Source organism: Sphingopyxis sp. NJF-3 (genome assembly GCF_053514865.1).
Map to the genome: position 1 here is coordinate 114,651 of NZ_CM130726.1, position 20,338 is coordinate 134,988.

The 20,338-nt window shown below is 68.0% G+C and carries 12 protein-coding genes; 5 read left to right on the forward strand and 7 right to left on the reverse strand.

Annotated elements, in window-relative coordinates; all coding sequences use genetic code 11:
• Nucleotides 1–42: 42 nt before the first annotated feature.
• Genes ACOTSS_RS00560 through ACOTSS_RS00580 form a run of 5 tightly spaced genes read right to left on the reverse strand, consistent with a single transcriptional unit; the run spans nt 43 to nt 7,314 of the window.
• Nucleotides 43–885 carry a rhamnogalacturonan acetylesterase gene (locus tag ACOTSS_RS00560; protein ID WP_448689627.1) on the reverse strand — a complete coding sequence of 281 codons (843 nt, stop codon included), beginning with the start codon at nt 883–885 and terminating at the stop codon, nt 43–45.
• A gap of 13 nt (nt 886–898) precedes the next feature.
• Entirely contained in the window at nt 899–1,651 is a 753-nt protein-coding gene (locus ACOTSS_RS00565) for an SDR family NAD(P)-dependent oxidoreductase (RefSeq protein WP_448689628.1), read from the reverse strand.
• A gap of 13 nt (nt 1,652–1,664) precedes the next feature.
• Nucleotides 1,665–2,939, reverse strand: coding sequence for an MFS transporter (locus ACOTSS_RS00570; protein ID WP_448689629.1), 1,275 nt, complete (start codon nt 2,937–2,939; stop codon nt 1,665–1,667).
• Nucleotides 2,936–5,095, reverse strand: coding sequence for a heparinase II/III domain-containing protein (locus ACOTSS_RS00575; protein ID WP_448689630.1), 2,160 nt, complete (start codon nt 5,093–5,095; stop codon nt 2,936–2,938). Before ACOTSS_RS00575 ends, ACOTSS_RS00570 begins: the two co-directional genes overlap by 4 nt.
• The gene (locus ACOTSS_RS00580; protein WP_448689631.1) at nt 5,092–7,314 is read right to left on the reverse strand and encodes a chondroitinase-B domain-containing protein; all 2,223 of its coding nucleotides are present in this window, start codon (nt 7,312–7,314) and stop codon (nt 5,092–5,094) included. Before ACOTSS_RS00580 ends, ACOTSS_RS00575 begins: the two co-directional genes overlap by 4 nt.
• Nucleotides 7,315–7,482: 168 nt before the next feature.
• On the opposite strand from ACOTSS_RS00580, the gene ACOTSS_RS00585 reads away from it, so the two are divergent.
• The 4 genes from ACOTSS_RS00585 to ACOTSS_RS00600 all read left to right on the forward strand — a co-directional run bounded on the left by ACOTSS_RS00585 (nt 7,483) and on the right by ACOTSS_RS00600 (nt 14,436).
• On the forward strand, nt 7,483–8,094 hold the full coding sequence (locus ACOTSS_RS00585; protein WP_448689632.1) for a TetR/AcrR family transcriptional regulator: 612 nt from the start codon (nt 7,483–7,485) through the stop codon (nt 8,092–8,094).
• Nucleotides 8,095–8,497: 403 nt separating this feature from the next.
• Nucleotides 8,498–9,766, forward strand: coding sequence for an efflux RND transporter periplasmic adaptor subunit (locus ACOTSS_RS00590; protein ID WP_448689633.1), 1,269 nt, complete (start codon nt 8,498–8,500; stop codon nt 9,764–9,766).
• 63 nt (nt 9,767–9,829) lie between these two features.
• Nucleotides 9,830–13,018: an efflux RND transporter permease subunit gene (locus tag ACOTSS_RS00595; RefSeq protein ID WP_448689634.1), complete on the forward strand. Its 3,189-nt coding sequence runs from the start codon at nt 9,830–9,832 to the stop codon at nt 13,016–13,018.
• Between the two features lie 11 nt (nt 13,019–13,029).
• Nucleotides 13,030–14,436: an efflux transporter outer membrane subunit gene (locus ACOTSS_RS00600; RefSeq protein ID WP_448689635.1), complete on the forward strand. Its 1,407-nt coding sequence runs from the start codon at nt 13,030–13,032 to the stop codon at nt 14,434–14,436.
• On the opposite strand, the gene ACOTSS_RS00605 is transcribed toward ACOTSS_RS00600, so the two are convergent.
• The gene (locus ACOTSS_RS00605; RefSeq protein WP_448689636.1) at nt 14,433–15,941 is read right to left on the reverse strand and encodes an MFS transporter; all 1,509 of its coding nucleotides are present in this window, start codon (nt 15,939–15,941) and stop codon (nt 14,433–14,435) included. The genes ACOTSS_RS00600 and ACOTSS_RS00605 overlap by 4 nt on opposite strands.
• Nucleotides 15,942–16,216: 275 nt before the next feature.
• Complete coding sequence (locus tag ACOTSS_RS00610; protein WP_448689637.1) at nt 16,217–17,251, reverse strand: LacI family DNA-binding transcriptional regulator; 1,035 nt, start codon at nt 17,249–17,251, stop codon at nt 16,217–16,219.
• Nucleotides 17,252–17,558: 307 nt separating this feature from the next.
• Here ACOTSS_RS00610 and ACOTSS_RS00615 point away from each other — a divergent pair, with 307 nt between their 5' ends.
• Nucleotides 17,559–20,315, forward strand: coding sequence for a TonB-dependent receptor (locus ACOTSS_RS00615; protein WP_448689638.1), 2,757 nt, complete (start codon nt 17,559–17,561; stop codon nt 20,313–20,315).
• Nucleotides 20,316–20,338: the final 23 nt, after the last annotated feature.

Below are 20,338 nucleotides of genomic sequence, written 5' to 3' on the forward strand. Positions count from 1 at the left end.
CTATCAGATTGGACTAACCAGTAAGCTGGTCCAATCGCGGCTCTAGCGGACGAGCTGGCTCCGAAGATCGGGCACCGCCTGCGCGAGCGCCTGGGTGACGAGCTTCGCCACCACCTCCGCCCCGACGTCGCCGAGGTGGGTGTAGTCGAACTTGCGCGTCACCTGGCCGCGCGCGCCGTCGCCCTCGATCGGCGGCGGGGGCGGCGGAGCGGGGCGCGCCTTCAGCGTCGTCCCGGCCTTCGCGGCGGCAAGCTCCTCCGCCGTTGGCGGCTCCTGCGCGAGCTGGGTCGCGGTTTCGGCGCCCATCCTTTGCGTTTGCGCGGCGCTCAGCGCGTTGAGATCGACGAGCGCCACGCCCTCGGCCTTGGCGACCGCGCGCACCTGATCCGACCAGCTGGCGAGCGTGTTGTGGAGCTTGCCGTCCCGGAACTCGCGGCGGGTCAGCGGCGTGACGAGCACCGGAGTCGCGCCCGCGGCGCGCACCTCGGCGACGAAGCGCTTGAGGTTCGCCGGGAACTCGGTGGTCTCCTCGGTCCAGCGTTCGGACTTGCTCGACTGGTCGTTGTGCCCGAACTGGATCAGCACCCAGGTGCCGCGATAGCCGGGGACCTTCGCCTCGGCGAGCGCGATGGCCCACGACCCTTCCTGGCGAAAGCTGCGCGTGCTGCGCCCGCCGCGCCCGGTGTTGAGGCAGGCGACCGACGATTTGACATGGCTAGCGCAAAAGGCGCCGCCCCAGCCGCTGTGCGGCGCCATCGTCGAATCGCCGACGAGGATGATCTTGTAAGGCAGCAGCGGCGGCGCGTCGGTCCGCTCGCGGTCGGCCGCCTGCGCCCCGCCCGCGAGGGCGGTGGCGGCGACAAGGGTGGTGATCAGCCGGCGCATGTCGGTCTCCCGGTCACGAAAAGGCGAGGCCGCCGTTGATGTCGAGGCACACGCCGGTGAGGAAGCTTGCCGCCGGCGAGGCGAGATAGGCGATGGTGTCGGCGACCTCGTCGGGATGACCCTCGCGGCGGAGCGGGGTATTGCCCGCGGTCGCGGCGCGCCCCTCGGGCTTCGAGAAGATGTCGTGGAAGCTGGTGCCGATCAGGCCGGGGCAGACCGCGTTGACGCGGATGCCCTGCGGGCCGAGCTCCTTCGCCATCGACCGCGTCCAGGTCATCATCGCGCCCTTCGCGGTCGCATAGACCGACGCGCCGGGCCCGCCGCCGTCACGCCCCGCGAGGCTCGAGACGTTCACCACCGCCGAGCCTTCGCCGAGGAAGGGCAGCGCCCCGCGCAGAACGAGAAACGCCGATTTAAGGTTGAGCGTCATCACATGGTCGAAAAAAGCCTCGTCCATCTCGCCGAGCGTCTTGCGCGCGACCATGCCGCCCGCGAGATTGACGAGGATGTCGAGCCGGCCGCTGAACGCGATCCCGACCTCGTCCAGCATCGCCGCCACGGCGCCGCTGTCGGTGACGTCGGCCTGAATCAGGAAGGCTTCGCCGCCGGCCGCCTTGATGGCGGCGAGCGTGTCTTCGGCGGCTTCGCGGCCGCTGTTGTAATTGATCGCGACGCGCGCGCCGGCGCGGGCGAGGGCGATCGAGACCGATCGGCCGATGTCGCGGCCGCCGCCGGTGACGAGCGCGGTTTTGCCCTGGAGAGTCATGTGATGCAGTTCCTTATTCTTGGGTGGATTGGGGTTGGGTGGCGACCGGTTCGACGCGGCCGCCGACCAGCCGGAAGGCGAAGAAGGAGAGCGGCACGATCGCCGCCGAAAGCGCGAAGATCGGCGCGTAGCTGGTCTTGGTCAGCACCGGCACGAGCCAGGTGGTGATCAGCGTGCCCGCGACCGCGGCGGTGCCGCTGATCCCGGCGAGGCTGCCGACCGCGCCGCCGCCGAACCAGTCGCTGGGCAGCGTCTGGATGTTGCCGATCGCCATCTGGAAGCCGAAGAGGATGCACGCGATCAGCAGCACCGCGGTCAGCGGATCGGCGGCGCGGATCGTGAAAAGCAAGGCGGGGAGCATGATCGCGCAGCCGATGCCGATCGCCAGCGTGCGCGCCTTGTGGACGCTACCGCCGCGATCGATGATCCGCCCGGCGAACCAGCCGCCGAACAGGCTGCCGAGCATCGCGCCGACATAGGGCACCCAGGCGAAGAGGCCGATCTGCTTGACGTCGAAGCCGAAGGTTTCGGCGAGATAGATCGGCAGCCACGACACGAACAGCCACCAGACGGGGTCGAGGAAGAAGCGCGACAGGATGACCGCCCAGCTCTGGCGGTAGCGCAGCAGCTCGCCGAGCGGCATGCGGCGGTCGTCGCTCGCGCCCGCCTCGCTGCGCCCGGAGAGAATATAGGCGCGCTCCTCGGCGCCGAGGCGCGGGTTGGTTTCGGGATCGGCCTTGTAGAACCAGAGCCACGGAACGAGCCAGATGAAGCCCAAAATGCCGACGAAGAGGAAGGTGCCGCGCCAGCCGAACTGGATGAAGAGCAGCGCGACGAGCGGCGCCGAGACGATGCCGCCGAGTGACGCGCCGGCGTTGAAGATGCCCTGCGCCAGCGCGCGTTCGCGCGAGGGGAACCAGAGCGCGTTGGCCTTGGCGGCGCCGGGCCAGTTGCCCGCCTCGCTGACGCCGAGGGTGGCGCGCAGGAAGCCGAGCAGCGGCATCGAGCGGACCAGCGCGTGCGCGGCGATCGACAGCGACCAGAAGAAGATCGAGACGGTGAAGCCCATTCGCGTCCCGATCGCGTCGAACACACGCCCGAACAGCGACTGGCCGAAGGCGTAGGCGATCATGAAGATCGTCACCAGCAGCGCATAATCTTCCTTGGTCGCGCCGATATCCTTTGACACTTCGGGCCACATCACCGCGAGCGCGTTGCGGTCGATATAGTTGATCACGGTGGCGAGGCCGATCAGGCCGATCACGCACCAGCGCAAATGCCCCTTCATTGAGCGTCTCCCTTGGGGAGGTCGAGGCGGCCGACGGGGCCGGTCCAGGTGAAGCTGCGGCCGGCGACGGTCGCGCTATGTTTGACGCCCGCGGTGGTGTCGCCCGCGACCGCGACCGCGAGACGGCGGCCGTCGACGAAGGTCACCAGCACGATATCGGCATCGCCGTCGCGCCGATACTCGAGCGAGGCGATGCGCGAGCTGCTCGCGACGACGGCCTCGGACGAGGCGTCGTAGCGGCCGTGCGGTTCGAGCAGGCTGACGAAGGTCGCCTCGCCCGCGCCGTCGACCCGTTGGATCAGCGCAGGTTCGCGGCGGAGGTTGAACTCGGGATCGTTCGCGCCGCTTTCGGCGAGGATGAAGCGGGCGCCCGCGGGCGGCGCCATATGATAGGAATAGAAGCGGCTGTCCTGCATGAAGGTGAGGCGCGCCGGACCGCTCTTGCTTCCTTCGCCGTCGACCCAAAGATGCTGGTAGCCGTTCGCCGTCCCCAGTACCGGCCGCTCGGCGAGATTCTGCTCGAACGCGATGTCGCTGTCGATGATATGTCCCGAAAAATGCAGCGGCAGGTCATAGCGATGCCTGCCGCTGCCAGTCCCGTGGAGGATGTCGAGGATCAGCGGATTCGAAAGGCCGTCGACGTCGAGCATGACGAGCGCGCGGCGGATGGAAACGTTCGGATAGGCGCCGTCGACTTCGGCGATCGACCAGCGGGTCGGAGCGTCGAGCCCGGCCGAAAGCTGGCGCGTCGGGACCTTTTCGCCGGTCTTCCAGTCGCCGCCGAACTGGCTTTGTTCATCGACGACCAAAGTATTGTGCGCGATCGTCGCGCTCGCCCAGCTGTCGTTTTCGGGAAGGTAACGCCCGCCGTGCTTCGCCTCGACGTTGAGGAAGCGTGCGGCGCCATAGTCGGTGACGACCGCGCCGGTCTCGTCATAATAGAGCCAGTTCAGCCGGTCGAAATGGCCGTGGCCCATGCCCTGCACGGTGTTCTTGGCGACGAGCAGCGGGCCGTCGGGATCGCTTCCTTCGCGCAGCAGGACGAGTGCGCCCTCTTTGCCGTCGGGGCCGTCGCCGAGCCGGCGCGATTCGAAGGGCCAGGGCTTCGCCTTGCCCGCGGCGACGTCGGCGGCGAGCGCCTGCCCGGCGGGGGTCAGCACCGTATGGCCCTGCCACTTCGCGATCGACAGGAAGGCGGGGTCGTGCGTGGCGGCATAGGCGATCGCGACCGCGTGATAGAGTTCCTCGGTGCGCAGGCTCTTGTCGGGCATCGCGTCGTTGATCGGGATGAAATATCCCGAATGGGTGACGTCGATCGCGGTGCGGATCGCCTTGAGCACGATGCCGCCCCGATAGTCGAAGATCCTGCGCTGAGGCTCGTTGGCGTCGATCGCTGCGGCGAAGACGACGAAGGGCTGGAGCGCGTAGCGCTGGTAATAGGGCCCTTCGGCATAATAGCCGTCGGGCGAGAAGAGCAGGTCGAGCTGGCGCAGGAAGCCTGACTTGCCGCTCTTGTCGAGCCCCATCAGCGCCTTGTCGACCAGGTCGCGGTCGCCGAGCAGATAGCCCGCGAGCCCGACCCCGGCGCACGCCCAGGTCGCGTGATTGTGGATGCGATTGAAGACCTGCGGCGAGCCGTCCGACAGGAAGCGCGCCATCGGGCGGATCACGTCGTCGTCGATGCGGCGGCGGTCGGCGGCGGAGAGAGCATCGCGAATCTCGGCGTAGCCCTGCACCGCGTTGACGAGGAAGACGCTGTCGTTGAGGCTTTGCCAGAACAATCGGCCTGGAACCTGGTTCGCAGCGGCCGGGTGCGGGCCGAGCTTCGGATAGAGGTCGGCATAGGCGAGCAGCATGTCGCGGACATGATCGAGATAGCGGCGATCGCCGGTGAGCCGGTAAAGCTGGCCGCCCTCGAAGATGATGCGGTAATTGCGCTTATGCTGCTCGTGGGTGAAGCCGCCGCCCGGATCCTTGGGCACGGGCACGTTGATTCCGGCGCGGATCGAGGCGTCGAGGTCGCGCTTCGCTTGCGTGACCTCGGCGGCGAAGAGCGGCGCATAGGTCGGCTGCATCGATGCGGGCTGCGCGAGGGTGGGCGCGGCGGAAAGGGGCAGGGCGCTCGCCGCGAGGAGCAGCGCGAGGGTGCGGGTCATGGACGGCCTTCCGTGAAATTGCCCGCGAGCTTCGCGCGCGGCGGCCCCTTGTATCTCAGTTCTTCGACGCGCGGCGCGGGGGTGGCGCGAAAGGCGTTGCCGGCGATCCGCGTCTCGGGCTTGCCGACCGAGTGGATGACGACGAGCGGCGCCGAATTTTCGAAGCTGTTGCCGAGGATTTCGCTGTGCTGGGCGCCCGAGAGGCGGAGCGAGGCGTCGCCCGCGCCGCTGTCCGACACGCTCGACCCCGTCATCGACACATAGGGGCCGAAGGTGCTTTCATCGGTGCCCTTGCGCAGGAGGTCGGCGACGAGGCCGACGCGGATGAAGCTGCTCCCCGCGATCTCGAGCCGTTCGACCGGATACCAGCCCTTGGGCTGTTGCTCGCCGGTGCCGAGGACGACCGCGCCGCTGATGTCGGCGAAGCTGCTGCCGAGCAGTTCGATCGCATTGGCGAAGGTGCCGGGCGCCATGACGACGCCGTCGAGCCGCGCCGCCTTGCCGGGGCCGCGCACCGACACGCCCTTCATCTCGATCTCGTAATTGGGCGCGGCGCCCGCGCCGACCGCGATCAGCGCCGCATCGCCGGCGGCCTTGCGCGCGTCGAGCGTCAGGTCGGCGAGGCGCAGTCCGCCGCCCGCCTCGATCCGCGCGAAGGCGCCGCTCGCGACATGGACGACCGGCGCGGCGCCCGCCTGCCCGGCAATGGTCAACCGGTGGCGGATCGCGACCGGTGCCGCGACTTCGTATGTTCCGGCGGCGAGCGCGAGCGTGTCGCCGGCGCGCGAGGCGCCGACCGCGTCGGCGAGCGACGCGCCCGCCGCGAGCTCGACGGTGCGCCCGGCGCCGAACGCCGCTTCGGCGGCGTCGGGGCGATACCAGGGCGCGCCGACCTCTTCGCGCTTTACCGGGACGAGGTCGCGCGGCGCGCCGATGTCGGCAAGCGCGGGATCGGTCGGATAGAGGAGGCCGTTGGCGGCGCGTTCGAGCTGGAGCTCGCGCTGTGCGACGCCGTTCGTCAACAATGGGTGCGCGACCGCCGCCTCGACATTGCCGGCAAAGGCCATGCCGCCGATATCGTCCTCGGCGCGGAACGGGTCGGCCCCCTTGGCGCCGCTAATAAGATTGCCCATAAATTTGCTGGCGACCGGCGGCGCCGAGCGTTCGGCATCGGCGCCCGCGGCGAGGGTGATGCGCGCGCTGTCGAGGATCGAGTTGCGCTCGATCACCGCGTTCGACACCTGATGATAACGGTTGATCACCGAATTGGGCACGCCGTTCATCACGGTGATCGCGCTCTTGAAATCCTTGCCCGCGAGCCCTTCCATATAGTTGAAGCGCACGATTTGATCGCGGTTGATGATGCGGACGCCGCCGCTGTCGGGCACATGGTTGCCGAGGAAGATGTTGCGCTCGACCAGATTGCCGTTGCCGTGGCGCAGCACGAAGGCGCCCTGCGACGACAGCACCAGATTCTCGCGGACGATGTTGCCGCCCGACTTGACCGAGACGATCTCGACCTCGCCGCTGGTGCGGTCGAAGATGTTGCGTTCGATGAGCGTGTGGCTGTCGGAGAGCGATTCCTCGCTGGTGCCGATGCGGATCGTCTCGCCGCCGTTCGAGCCCAAGGGCGGACGCGGGCCGAAATAATTGTGATCGATGCGGTGGCGGTTGTCGAGCGGGTCGCCCGCCTTGCGGATCACCGCGAGGGTGACGCCGGCGTTGGTCTTGCCCTCGAAATGCGAATGGTCGACGCGGTTGTTCGTGCCGTAGAGCGCGACCCAGATATCCTCGGCGCGGCGGTCGGGTTTGCTGAAACCGTCGATGACGATTTCGGTGACGCGGGTGTCGCTCGCCAGTGTCTTCGAATCGCGGCGGAAGCTGATGACCTCGCGCGTCGGGCTGGCGCCGCGCTTGAAGACGAGCCCCGACACCACGAGGTGGCTGCCGCCGAGGCGGAGGTTCGAGGCGCCGGTGAGCAGCACCTTGCCCTTGGTCTGGGCGGTGAGGGTGATCGGCGCGTCGGCGGTGCCGGCGCCGGTGAAGACGAGCTGGGCGTCGCGCCATTCGCCGTCGCGAAGGACGATCGAGTCGCCGGGCTTCGCGGCCTTGACCGCCGCCTTATATTCGACCTGGTCGGCGACCAATATATCGCGGGCCTGCGCGGCCTGCGCCGCCGAAACCCCGATCGCCCCCATCAAAACAGCCCGCAGCAGCATCGCGCCCTCTCTCCCGGTTCGTCTCTTGTGCGGGTATTGGACTATACAACTGGTATGACGATTTCAACCCTCTTTGGCAGACAATATGTTTGACCAGTTTTGCAACCTGGGCGGATCGCGTCTCGCCGACTGGACAAGCGGTGCGCCGGCACATATATACCGGACGTTATGGAAGTCGAAGCTCCTCCCGCTCCCAAGGGCCGCCCGCGCGAATTCTGCGTCGATGCTGCGCTCGCGGCGGCGCTGCGCGTCTTCTGGAGCAAGGGCTATGAGGGCGCGTCGATGGCCGACCTCACCGATGCGATGGGGATCACCAAGCCGAGCCTCTACGCCGCCTTCGGCAACAAGGAGGCGCTCTTCAACAAGGCGCTCGACCTCTATGAGCGCGAAAAGCTCGATTACATGCGCGAGGCGCTCGAAGCGCCCACCGCGCGCGGAGTCGCCGAGCGGCTGATGCGCGGCGCGCTCGAGATGCAGACCTGCCCCGACAATCCGCACGGCTGCCTCGGCGTGATCAGTTCGGTCGCCTGCGGGTCGGAGGCCGAGGGCATCCGCGAGGCGGTGCTCGAACGCAGCGCCGCAGCGAAGCGCGCGATGCTCGACCGTTTCGCGCGCGCGAAGGAGGAGGGCGACCTGCCGGCCGACGTCGACCCAGAAGGCCTCGCCGCGCTGCTGACCGCGATCAACCAGGGGCTCGCCGTCCAGGCGGGCGCGGGCGCGACGCGCGCCGAGCTCGAGCGGCTGGTCGAGACCAGCCTAAAGCTCTGGCCGGGGCGCTGACAGAAAATTTTTACCGCCCGGTATAGAATGGTCTTGACGCGGCGCATTTCTACTTATATACCGTTTAGTACATAAGACATTCCCTCTCCCCGGATCGGCGTTCGCTTCGCGTTTGCCGAAGGAGTGCCGCCATGCCTGAACGACACAGACTTCTCCCCCCGGCCGGCCGCCGCATGTCCCCTCTGCGGCGGCCGCGCCCCTGAGCATCCCGCTTCGGCGTTTTCGATAACAGACCAATGACAGACCAGATGCCCGCGCCGCGCGCGTAGGCCCTTCCAGGGAGGGCGGCTGCGGCCGCTCTCTGACGACCCTTTCGTGACTCCCTAGGGCCGGCGGCCATGCTTCCGGCGCCGGCCCCTTTTGCGCTCCGCGCGCAGCGACCGACCAGAGAAAAGGCCCAGCCATGACCGTCCACACTCCGATCGAGAAAATCGACCCCGCCGATGCCAAAGTCCGGCGCGAACTCGCCGACCTCCTCCACCCCCACCGGCGCCGCCGCGCCCTGTGGATCGCGGCGTTGCTGGTGATCGTGACCGGGGCCTGGTGGGTGCTGCGCGACGGCGCGCCGCAGGCCGCCGCCGCGCCGCCGCCGGTGCTGACTGTCGCGCCGCCGCTGTCGCGCGAGGTGACCTTGTGGGACGAATATATCGGCCGCTTCGAGGCGAGCCGATCGGTCGAGGTGCGCCCGCGCGTCTCGGGCGCGATCACCGCCGTGCATTTCACCGACGGCCAGATCGTCCGCAAGGGCCAGCCGCTTTTCACCATCGATCCGCGCCCCTATCGCGCCGCGCTCGCCGAGGCGCGCGCCGCCGCGGCAAGCGCGCGCAGCGACCTTGCGCTGGCGAGGCTCGAACTCGAGCGCGCCGGCCGGCTCGTCGACGTCGAGGCGGTGTCGGAGAGCGAGATCGACCGGCTGCGCGCCCGCGTCCGCGCGGCGTCGGCGGCGCTCGCCGGAGCCGAGGCGCGCATCGCGGTGCGCGCGCTCGACGTCGAATTCACCACCGTGCGCGCGCCGCAGAGCGGGCGCATCTCCGACCGGATGATCGACCCCGGCAATCTCGTGTCGGCGGGCGATGCCGGCGGCACCTTGCTCACCACGATCAACGCGATGGACCCGATCTACTTCACCTTCCAGGGCTCCGAAGCGCTGTTCCTCAAGACCAAGCGCGACGGTACCGGCAAGGGCGCGGCGGTCGAGGTGCGGCTGCAGGACGAAGGCGATTATCGCTGGAAGGGTCAACTCGACTTCACCGATAATGGGCTCGACCCGCGCTCGGGAACGATCCGCGCCCGCGCTCGCTTCGCCAACCCGGAGATGTTCCTGACCCCAGGCATGTTCGGCAACATGCGGCTCGCGACCGGCGAGACGACCCGCGCGCTGCTCGTCCCCGCCGCCGCGGTGCAGACCGACCAGGCGCGCAAGATTGTCTATGTCGTCGGCCGGGACGGCACCGTCGCCGCAAAGCCGGTCGAGATCGGGCCCGAGGTCGACGGGCTGCGCGTGATCCGCGCGGGGCTGGCCGCGGCCGACCGCGTCGTGATCACCGGATATCAGTTCGCGCGGCCGGGCGAGAAGGCCTTCACCAAGGCGGGCCGCATCGCCGCGGAGCCCGAGAAGGCGATCGCGTCGGCAAGCGAGCCGCTGTCGGCGCAGGCGACCTTCGCGAAATGACCTTTCTCCCCTCCCGCCCGCGGGAGGGGGAGGTTGAATTACTCATAGAACAGGGGCTCTCCCATGCGCCTATCGCGTTTCTTCATCGACCGGCCGATCTTCGCGGCGGTCCTCGCGGTGATCATCACCATCGTCGGGGCGGTGGCCTATGTCGGCCTGCCCGTCTCGCAATATCCCGACATCGTCCCGCCGACGGTCACCGTCACGGCGAGCTATCCCGGCGCCTCGGCCGAAACCGTCGCCGACACGGTGGCGGCGCCGATCGAGCAGGAGATCAACGGGGTCGAGAACATGCTCTATATGAGCAGCCAGTCGACCGGCGACGGCGTCGTCACGATCACCGTGACCTTCGCGATCGGCACCGACCTCGATGCCGCGCAGGTGCTGGTGCAGAACCGCGTCGCGATCGCGACCCCGCGGCTGCCCGAGACGGTGCAGCGGCTCGGCGTCGTGACGCGCAAGACCTCGCCCGATTTCCTGTTGATCGTGAACCTCGTATCGCCCGACAAGTCGCTCGATCGCGCTTACATCTCCAATTACGCGCTGACCCAGCTGCGCGATCGCCTCAGCCGCATCGACGGCGTCGGCGACGTGCGGCTGTTCGGCAACCGCGACTATGCGATGCGCGTGTGGATCGACCCCGGCCGCGCCGCCGCGCTCGACCTGACCGCCGGCGAGATCGTCGCCGCGCTGCGCCGCGAGAATGTGCAGGTTGCCGCCGGCTCGCTCGGCCAGCCGCCCTATGCCAATGGCAGCGATTTCCAGCTCAACGTCGAAACGCAGGGCCGGCTGACCGATCCCAAGGATTTCGCCAATATCGTCATCCGTAGCGATGCCGACGGGCGGCAGGTCCGTGTCGCCGACGTCGCGCGCGTCGAGCTCGGCGCGTCGGATTATAATTCGAATACCTATCTGTCGGGCGATCCGACGGTCATCCTCGCGACCTTCCAGCGCCCCGGATCGAATGCGCTCGCCGCCGCGCAGGCAGTCGAGGCCGAGATGCAGGCGGCGTCGAAGAGCTTTCCCAAGGGGCTCGAATATCGCGTCATCTACAACCCCACCGAATTCATCGCCCAGTCGATCGACGCGGTGATGGACACCTTGTTCGAAGCGGTGGTGCTCGTCGTCATCGTCATTCTGGTCTTCCTCCAGAAGTGGCGCGCGGCGATCATCCCGGTGCTCGCGATCCCCGTGTCGCTGGTCGGCACCTTCGCGGTGCTCGCCGCGCTCGGCTACAGCCTCAACAACCTCTCGCTGTTCGGCATGGTGCTCGCGATCGGGATCGTCGTCGACGACGCGATCGTCGTCGTCGAGAATGTCGAGCGCAATCTCGAAAAGGGGATGAGCGCGTTGGAGGCCGCGCGGACGTCGATGGACGAGGTGTCGGCGGCGCTGGTGGCAATCGTGCTCGTGCTCTGCGCGGTATTCGTGCCGACGCTGTTCCTCACCGGACTGTCGGGCGCCTTCTACCAGCAGTTCGCGGTGACCATCTCGACCGCGACGATCATCTCGCTTGTCCTTTCGCTCACCTTGTCGCCCGCGCTCGCGGCGATCCTGCTGCGGCCGCACGCGGCGCCCGCGAACGAGGGGCGCGGCATGCGGATGGTCCGCCGCGCCGGCGATGCATTCAACCGCGGCTTCGAACGAATGGGCGACGCCTATGCGGCGCTCACCGCGCGGCTGGTGCGCGCGCCGAAGAAGGTGATGGCGACCTATGCCGGGTTGATCGCGGCGACCGTCGCGCTGTTCTGGGCGACGCCGACGGGGTTCATCCCGGCGCAGGACCAGGGCTATTTCCTCGTCGTCGCCAAGCTGCCCTCGGGCGCCTCGGTCGAACGCACCGACGCGGTGCTGCAGAAGGTCGCGGCGCGCGTGCTGCCGGTCGACGGGGTATTGGGGTCGGTGATGCTCGCGGGCTTCGACGGTCCGTCGCAGACACTGGCCCCCAATTCGGCCGCCGCCTATTTCCCGCTTAAATCGTTCGAGGAGCGCAAGAAGCTGGGCGTCACGCTGCAGGACATCATGGGCGAGGCGCAGAAGCGCACCGCCGACATCACCGAGGCGCAGATCGTGATCATTCCGCCGCCGCTGATCCAGGGGATCGGTTCGGCGGGCGGCTACCGGATGATCGTGCAGGATCGCGACGGGCACGGCTATGCCGAGCTGGCGAAGGAAGCGGGTGGCCTGATCGGCAAGGCGAACCGGACGCAGGGCCTCGCCAATGTCTTCACCTTCTTCGACCCCACCAACCCGCGCGTCTTCGCCGACATCGACCGCGCCAAGGCGAACGCGCTCGGCGTCCCGCCCGACCGCGTGTTCGAAGCGCTGCAGGTCTATCTTGGCTCGGCCTTCGTCAACGACTTCAACCTGCTGGGGCGCACCTACCGCGTCACCGCGCAGGCCGACGCGCCCTATCGCCAGACGGTCGCCGACATCGCGAATCTTCGCACCCGGTCCAACTCGGGGGCAATGGTGCCGATCGGATCGGTCGCCAATTTCGAGGATCGCACGGGTCCCTACCGCGTCACGCGCTACAACCTCTTCCCCGCGGTCGAGGTCGATGGCGACACCGCGCCGGGATCGTCATCGGGCGCTTCGCTGACGACGATGGAGAAGCTGGCGAGCACGGCACTGCCCGCGGGCTATGGCACCGAGTGGACGGGCATCGCCTTCCAGCAGAAGGCGGCGGCGAACACCGCGGGCATCGTCTTCGCGCTCGCGGTGGTCTTCGTCTTCCTGGTGCTCGCGGCGCAATATGAGAGCCTGACCTTGCCGCTCGCGATCATCCTGATCGTGCCGATGTGCCTGCTCGCGGCGATGATCGGGGTCAATCTGCGCGGCATGGACAATAATGTCCTGACGCAGATCGGGCTCGTCGTCCTGATCGCGCTCGCGGCGAAGAACGCGATCCTGATCGTCGAATTCGCCCGCCAGGCCGAGGAGCAGGACGGGCTGTCCCCCATCGAGGCGGCGGTGCGCGCCGCGCGCGACCGCCTGCGCCCGATCCTGATGACGAGCTTCGCCTTCATCCTCGGCGCGGTGCCGCTGCTGGTCGCGAGCGGGGCGGGGGCGGAGCTCCGGCAGGCGCTCGGCACCGCGGTGTTCTTCGGCATGCTCGGCGTGACGGCGTTCGGCCTCGTCTTCACCCCGACCTTCTACGTCGTCTGCCGCGCGCTCGGCGAGCGGCTGGCGCAGCGCCGCCAGCGCGGGTCCGGCGATCATGGCGCGCTCGCGCCGGTCCCGGCGGAATAAGGAGAAAGATGATGATGCTCCGCACTATCCTCACCGCCGCTTCGGCGCTCACGCTCGCCGCCTGCGCGGTCGGCCCCGATTACAGGGCGCCGCAATCGGCGTCGGCCCCCGCCGCGACCGGTACGTTCGTGGCGGCGGACAGCGGCGCCGTCAGCCTCGATCCGGTCGCGGCCGACTGGTGGCGTCTCTATGACGACCCGGTGCTTGATGGGCTGGTCGGCGATGCGCTGAAGGCCAATAGCGACGTCCGCGTCGCGGTCGCCAACATCGCCAAGGCGCGCGCCGCGCTGCGCGGCGCGCGCGGCGACCGGCTGCCGCAGACCGGGGTCGCCGCCGGCGCCGACTATGGCCGCAGCCCGGAAGGGCAGCGCCTGCCGGGCGGACCCCGCGAAGACTGGTCGGTCGATGCCGGGCTGAACATCGCCTATGAGGTCGACTTGTTCGGCCGCGTCGCGCGATCGGTCGAGGCGGCGCGCGGCGACGTCGCGGCGGCCGAAGCCGATGCCGAGGCGGTGCGCGTGATGGTCGTGTCCGACACGACGCTCGCCTATGCCGACGCCGCCTCGGGCGCCGCGCGGCTCGACGTCGCGCGGCATATCGCCCGCCTGCTCGACCGGCAGGTGATGCTGACCGGGCGGCGCAAGGAGGCGGGGCTGGCGACCGGGCTCGATCTCGCGCGGATCACGACGCTGCGCGACCAGCGTGCCGCCGACATTCCGGCGCTCGAGGCCGAGCGGCAGGCGGCCTTGTTCCGTCTCGCGACGCTGACCGGCCGCGCGCCCGCGGCGTTGCCCGCCATCGCAGCCGACCGCAATATCAGCCTCGAGATCACCGATCCCATCCCGGTCGGTGACGGGGCGGCGCTTTTGAAGCGTCGCCCCGACGTCCGCGCCGCCGAGCGTCGCCTCGCCGCCGACACGGCGCGGATCGGGGTCGCGACCGCCGACCTTTATCCGCGCATCACGCTCGGCGGATCGGTCGGGTCGACGGGCACCGGCTTCGGCGACATTTTCGGCGGCGGGCCGCTGCGCTGGCTGCTGGGGCCGCTGATCAACTGGGCTTTCCCCAATCAGGAGCCGGCGCGGGCGCGCATCGCGGCGGCCGAGGCCGAGACGCAGGCATCGCTCGCGCGCTTCGACGGCACGGTGCTGCGCGCGCTGGAGGAAACCGAAACCGCGCTCTCCGGCTATGCGCGCGCGCTCGAACAGCGGCAGGCGCTCCGCGCGGCGCGCGAGCAGTCGGCGAAGGCGGCGCGGATCGTGCGCGCCCAGCGCGAGGAGGGCGCCGCGGACTCGCTCGCCTGGCTCGACGCCGAACGCACCGCCGCCGAGGCCGAAGCGGCGCTCGCGGCGCAGGACGCTGCGATCTCGCGCCGCCAGATCGCGCTGTTCCGCGCGCTGGCGGGCGGCTGGTCCTAGGAAGCCGGCTTGCTGGCCGGAACCAGCGGCACGACACGCGCCATCGCGGCGGCGGCGAGGATTAGCGTCGCCGCCGCGAAGGCCATCGTCCAGATCGGCTCGCCGGGGAAAAAGGCCTGCATCACCTGTCCCATCACCGTCGCGACGAGCAATTGCGGCACCACGACGAAGACGTTGAACAGCCCCATATAGATGCCGAGCTTCGCCTGCGGCAGGCTGGAAGCGAGAATCGCATAGGGCATGGCGAGCACCGAGGCCCAGAAGATGCCGATGAAGATTTCGCTGAGGATGAGCTGGGTCGGATCGCGCAGCACGAAGACGCTCGCATAGCCGATCGCGCCGCACAGCAGCCCGACGATATGGGTGCGCGCCGCGCCGATCCGCGCCGCGAGCCACGGCAGCAGCGTCAGCGCCGCGACCGCCGCGACACCGTTGTAGATCGCGAACAGCTCGCCGACCCAGTTGGCGCCGTCCTGATAGGCGGCCGTGGCGGGGTCGGTGGAATGGAAATGATATTGGGTGACGATCGGCGTCGTGTTGATCCACATGATGAACAACGCCGACCAGCTGAAGAACTGGACGAGCGCGAGCCGCTTCATCAGCGCGGGCATGCCCGCGAAATCGCCGACGATGCTCGACAGCATATTGGCCGTGTTGCCGCGGCGCGCGAACGCGATCGCGAGCATCGAGGCGAGGCCGTAGCCCGCGAGCAGCGCGCCGAGCAGCAAGATCTCGCGCAGCAGCGCGAAGCGCATCTGGACGAACGCGACGATGAGGCCGCCCGCGATCCAGGCGAGACTCGCGCCATAGCCGCGCGAGGCGAGCGCGCGCTGCGCGGGTGCCGCTTCCTCGGCGCGTGCGGCCTCGAACGCCGCCATCTGTTCGGGGCTGTATTCGCCCGTGGTGACGACGGTCCACAGCACCGCGAGGAACAGCGCGACCCCGCCGGCCCAGAAGGCGTAGCGCACCGTGTCGGGAATCTGTCCCAGCGGCGCGACATTGGCCGCGCCGAGCGCCTCCATGGCCGCCGGAAGGAGTGAGCCGACGACCGCGCCGACGCCGATAAAGGCGGTCTGCACCGCATAGCCGGCGCTGTGCTGGTCCTTGCGCAGCATGTCGCCGACGAAGGCGCGGAACGGCTCCATCGAGATGTTGAGCGAGGCATCGAGAATCCACAGCATCCCCGCCGCGAACCAGACCGCGGGGCTTTCGGGCATGACGAACAGCGCGATCGCCGCGAGGATCGCCCCGGCGAGAAAGTAAGGGCGCCGGCGGCCGAGGCGGCCGAACCAGGTCCGGTCGCTCATATGACCGACGATGGGCTGGACGAGCAGCCCGGTCAGCGGCGCCGCGGCCCACAGGCCGGGCAGCCGGTCGAGATCCTCGCCGAGCGACTGGAAGATACGGCTCATATTGGCGTTCTGCAGCGCGAAGCCGATCTGGAGGCCGAGAAAGCCGAAGCTGATGTTCCACAGGCCGGCGAGGCCCTGCCGCGGCTTGTCCATTGCGTCTCTCCCCTTGTGGCCGCTCGCCGGCTCTCGTCGGGTGAGGGTGTCGCAGCGTGGAGGGGAGAGAGCAAGCGCGGCGGGTTACGTATACGAATACGTGGGAGGTCGGCTTCCGGCCAAATCGACGCTTGGCATATCACTAACGCGTCATTCCCGCGAAAGCGGGAACCCAGTGTGGAATCAGCCGACGCACGCTCTGGGTTCCCGCTTTCGCGGGAATGACGAAGGTGGGGTATGGCGGCAACTCACCCCAAAGCGGGTGCGGGACTTTCCTAGACCGCCGTGCTCTGCCGCTTGATCAGCCGGGCGGGCAGCATGGTGCGGTCGGCCGCTTTGCCGTCGATGCGGCGGAGGAGCGCGTCGACGAGCAGTTCGCCCGCGCCCTTCATGTCCTGCATCACCGTGGTCAGCGTCGGCGAGGTCTGGCTGGCGGCGGGGATATCGTCGAAGCCGATCAGCGCGACGTCCTGCGGGCAGCGGAGCTTCGCTTCGGCGAGGGCGCGCATCGCGCCAATCGCGATCAGGTCGCTGCCCGCGAAGATCGCATCGAACGGCTGCCCGCGCGCGAGCAGCGCCTTCGCGGCGGCATAGCCCGATTCCTCGGAGGAGACGGCGTCCTGCTGAAGCACCGGATCGGCGGTCAGTCCCGCCGCCGCCATCGCGCGGCAGAGCCCGGTGTAGCGGTCCTGGAATTCGGGCGCATGATCCGACGCGTCGCCGAGGAAGGCGATGCGCCGCCGCCCGATTGCGATCAGATGCGCGCCCGCCGCCTCGCCCGCGCCGACATTGTCCGACCCGACGGTCAACCCGATGCTGTCGTCCGACACCGATCCCCAGCGCACGAATTTGGTCCCCATCTCGACCAGATGCTCGAGCTTTGCGCGGTAGAGCTGATAGTCGCCATAGCCCAGGAGGATGATGCCGTCCGATCGGTGGCTGTCCTGATAGGCGACGTGCCAGTCGTTGTGCATCTGCTGGAAACTGATGAGCAGGTCGTAGCCCCTCAGCGCGCATTGCCGCGTGATCGACCCCAGCATCGACAGGAAGAAGGGGTTGATCATCGATTCGTCGGGGGTCGGATCCTCGAAGAAGAGCAGTGCGAGCGTGTGGGTGCGCTGCGAGCGCAGGCTCGAGGCGTTCTTGTCGACCGTATAGTTGAGCTCGCGCGCGATGCGCTCGATGTTGGCGCGGGTCGCGGCGCTGACCGATTTGCTGCCGCGCAGCGCGCGCGACACCGTCGGCTGCGACACGCCCGCCAGATAGGCGATATCGAACGACGTCGGCTTGGACGAGGGCTGCCGCCCCATGTTCCTCTCCTGCCCCGCGGCCTTCCCCAAGGCTGCGCGCGCGCCGAATCTAGCGGGTGCCGGGCGCCGCGCAAGGCCTCGCATCCGGCGCCCGCGCGGCGCGAAGCGGGCTGTGACATTTTGGCACCAAGCGCCGCTGCTGCATAATATGCGTATACGTATACCCTATGGTCGCCGCCGCCGATTGGCTTCAATTGCGGGGCGAAGACGGGAACACCCGCGTGTCGGAGAGGAGCCTGGCGGACGCAACGCCGTCCCCGGACCGATGCGCGGCAAGACCGCCCGTCCGAGCCAGGGGAGCCTATTCATGACCATGCCGACCACATTCCGCCGCGGTGCCAGCGCCATCGCGCTCGGCCTTGCCTTGACCGTCATCCTGCCGGGCGCCGCGATGGCGCAGGATGCGGGCACCGCTCCCGTCGACGACGCCGGGGCCGCCGTGGACGGCGAGATCGTCGTCACCGGCATTCGCGGCGCGATCAACAATTCGGTCCAGGCGAAGAAGGAAAACACCTCGATCGTCGAGGTCGTCTCGGCCGAGGATATCGGCAAGCTGCCCGACCTGTCGATCGCAGAATCGCTGTCGCGCCTTCCCGGCCTTGCGACGCAGCGCCTCGACGGCCGCGCCAATGTCGTGTCGATCCGCGGCCTCGCGCCCGATTTCACCACGACCCTGCTCAATGGCCGCGAACAGGTGTCGGCGAGCAACAATCGCGGCGTCGAGCTCGACCAATATCCGTCCGAGCTCCTGAATGGCGCGATCGTCTACAAGACCCCCGACGCCTCGCTGATCGGGCAGGCGCTCGGCGGCACGATCGACATGCGGACGGTGCGCCCGCTCGCCTATGGCAAGCGCGCCATCGCCGTCGGCGCCCGTTTCGAGATGAACGACCTCGGCAAGCTCAACCCCGATATTTCGGACAAGGGCTATCGCGCCAACATCTCCTATATCGACCAGAATGCCGACGGCACGCTCGGCTGGGCGATCGGCTATGCGCGCATGCAGTCGCCGACCGCCGAGGAGCGGTTCAACGCCTGGGGCTATCCCGAGCTGACCGACGGCACCAACACCGCCTTCCTGATCGGCGGCGCCAAGCCCTATGTGAAATCGAACGAATTGAAGCGCGACGGCGTGATGGCCGTCGTCGAATGGGAGCCCAGCGACAGGTTCCACACGACGATCGACGGCTATTGGTCGAAGTTCAAGGACGTCCAGCGCCTGCGCGGTATCGAGCTTCCCCTGGCGTGGGGCAATTCGACGCTGCTGCCCGGCTTCACCATCGAAAACGGGCTGGTGACCAAGGGCACCTGGTCGGGAACCGAGGCGGTGATGCGCAACGACGTCGTCCATCGCGATTCGACGATCATCGCCGGCGGCTGGAACAGCCAGTTCAAGCCCAGTGAAAAGCTGACCCTCGAACTCGATCTCGGCTATTCGCGGCTCAAGAAGACCGAGGAGAATCTGGAGATCTACCTCGGCACCGGGCGCGGAGCGGGGGTCGGCGCGCGCGAAACCGCGCTGGGGTTCGAATTGCGCCCGAACGGCGGCATCATCCTCGATCCCTCGCTCGACTATGCCGACCCCAATTTGTTCGTGATCACCGATCCGCAAGGCTGGAACAGCTGCGGCGGCGCGGTGCCCAACTGCCAGGACGGTTTCGTCAATACCCCGAAGATCAAGGATGAGCTGAAATCGCTGCGCCTGCAGGCGACGCAGGAACTCGACGGCGCGTTCAGCAGCCTGCGCGTCGGCGCCAATTATTCGGATCGCAAGAAGAGCCTCGACGACCGCGGCTTCGTGCTGACCAGCAACGATTATCCGGCCAATACCGCGGTGCCCTCCGACTATCTCTTCGACCCGATCTCGCTCGATTTCATCGGAATCCCCGGCATGGTCGCGTTCGACAGCTGGCGCTATTACAACGATGGCAATTATACGCTGACCGACGAAGCCGGCTGGACCCCGGGACGCATCTTCAACGACTATACGGTTCGTGAAAAGGTGCTGACCGGCTTCGTCCAGGCCAATTTCGATGCCGATGCCGGCGGCACGCCGGTTCGCGGCAATGTCGGCGTCCAGATCGTCCACACCGACCAGTCGGCGTCGAGCTTCTATGCGCAGGTCGTGAATGGACAGACCCAGTCGACGCCGGTGACCGACGGCGTCAAATATACCGAAATCCTGCCCAGCCTGAACCTGACGGTCGAATTCGCCGACAACAGCTTCCTGCGCTTCGGCGCGGCGCGCATGCTGGCGCGGGCGCGGATGGATCAGCTGAAGCCGGGTGGCGGCGTCAATTTCGATTCGTCGAAGCGCAACAACACCGACATCGACGCCTCGCCCTGGTCGCTCGACCTCGGCAATGCCAAGCTGCGGCCGCTGATGGCCGACTCGGTCGATGTCGCGGTCGAGAAATATTTCGGCCAGGGCGCCTATGTGTCGCTGGGCGGCTTCTACAAATATCTCGAAAACTACATCTATCGCCAGAATGACGCGTTCGATTTCACCGGTTTCGAGGTTCCGGACGGCGGAACAGTCGCGACCTATCAGGGCATCGCCAAGCAATGGCGGAACGGGAACGGCGGCCATCTCTATGGTGCCGAAGCCTCGCTTTCGCTGCCCTTCGCGACCTTCTCCAGCGCGCTCGACGGGTTCGGCGTGCTGGCCAGCGGTTCCTATACCAAGAGCCGCGTCCGCGAAGGCGCCGCCGACCCGATCGCCATGCCCGGCCTGTCGCGCTGGGTCGTGAACGGGACCGCCTATTTCGAAAAGGCGGGTTTCCAGGCGCGCGTGTCGGGCCGCTATCGCTCCAAGTTCCTCGCCGAGGTTTCGGGGCTCAGCCTCGTTCGCGACAAGGTGATGGCGAAGAGCGAGTTCGTGGTCGACGCGCAGATCGGCTATACCTTCCAGAGCGGCACGCTCGAAGGGCTGGGCATCCTGCTCCAGGCGTCGAACCTGACGAACGAGCCGTTCGTGACCTATTACAACAACGATCCACGCCAGATTCGCGACTATCAGAATTATGGCCGCAACTTCATGGCGGGCATCACCTACAAGTTCTGACAGGATGAGCGGGCCGGATGACA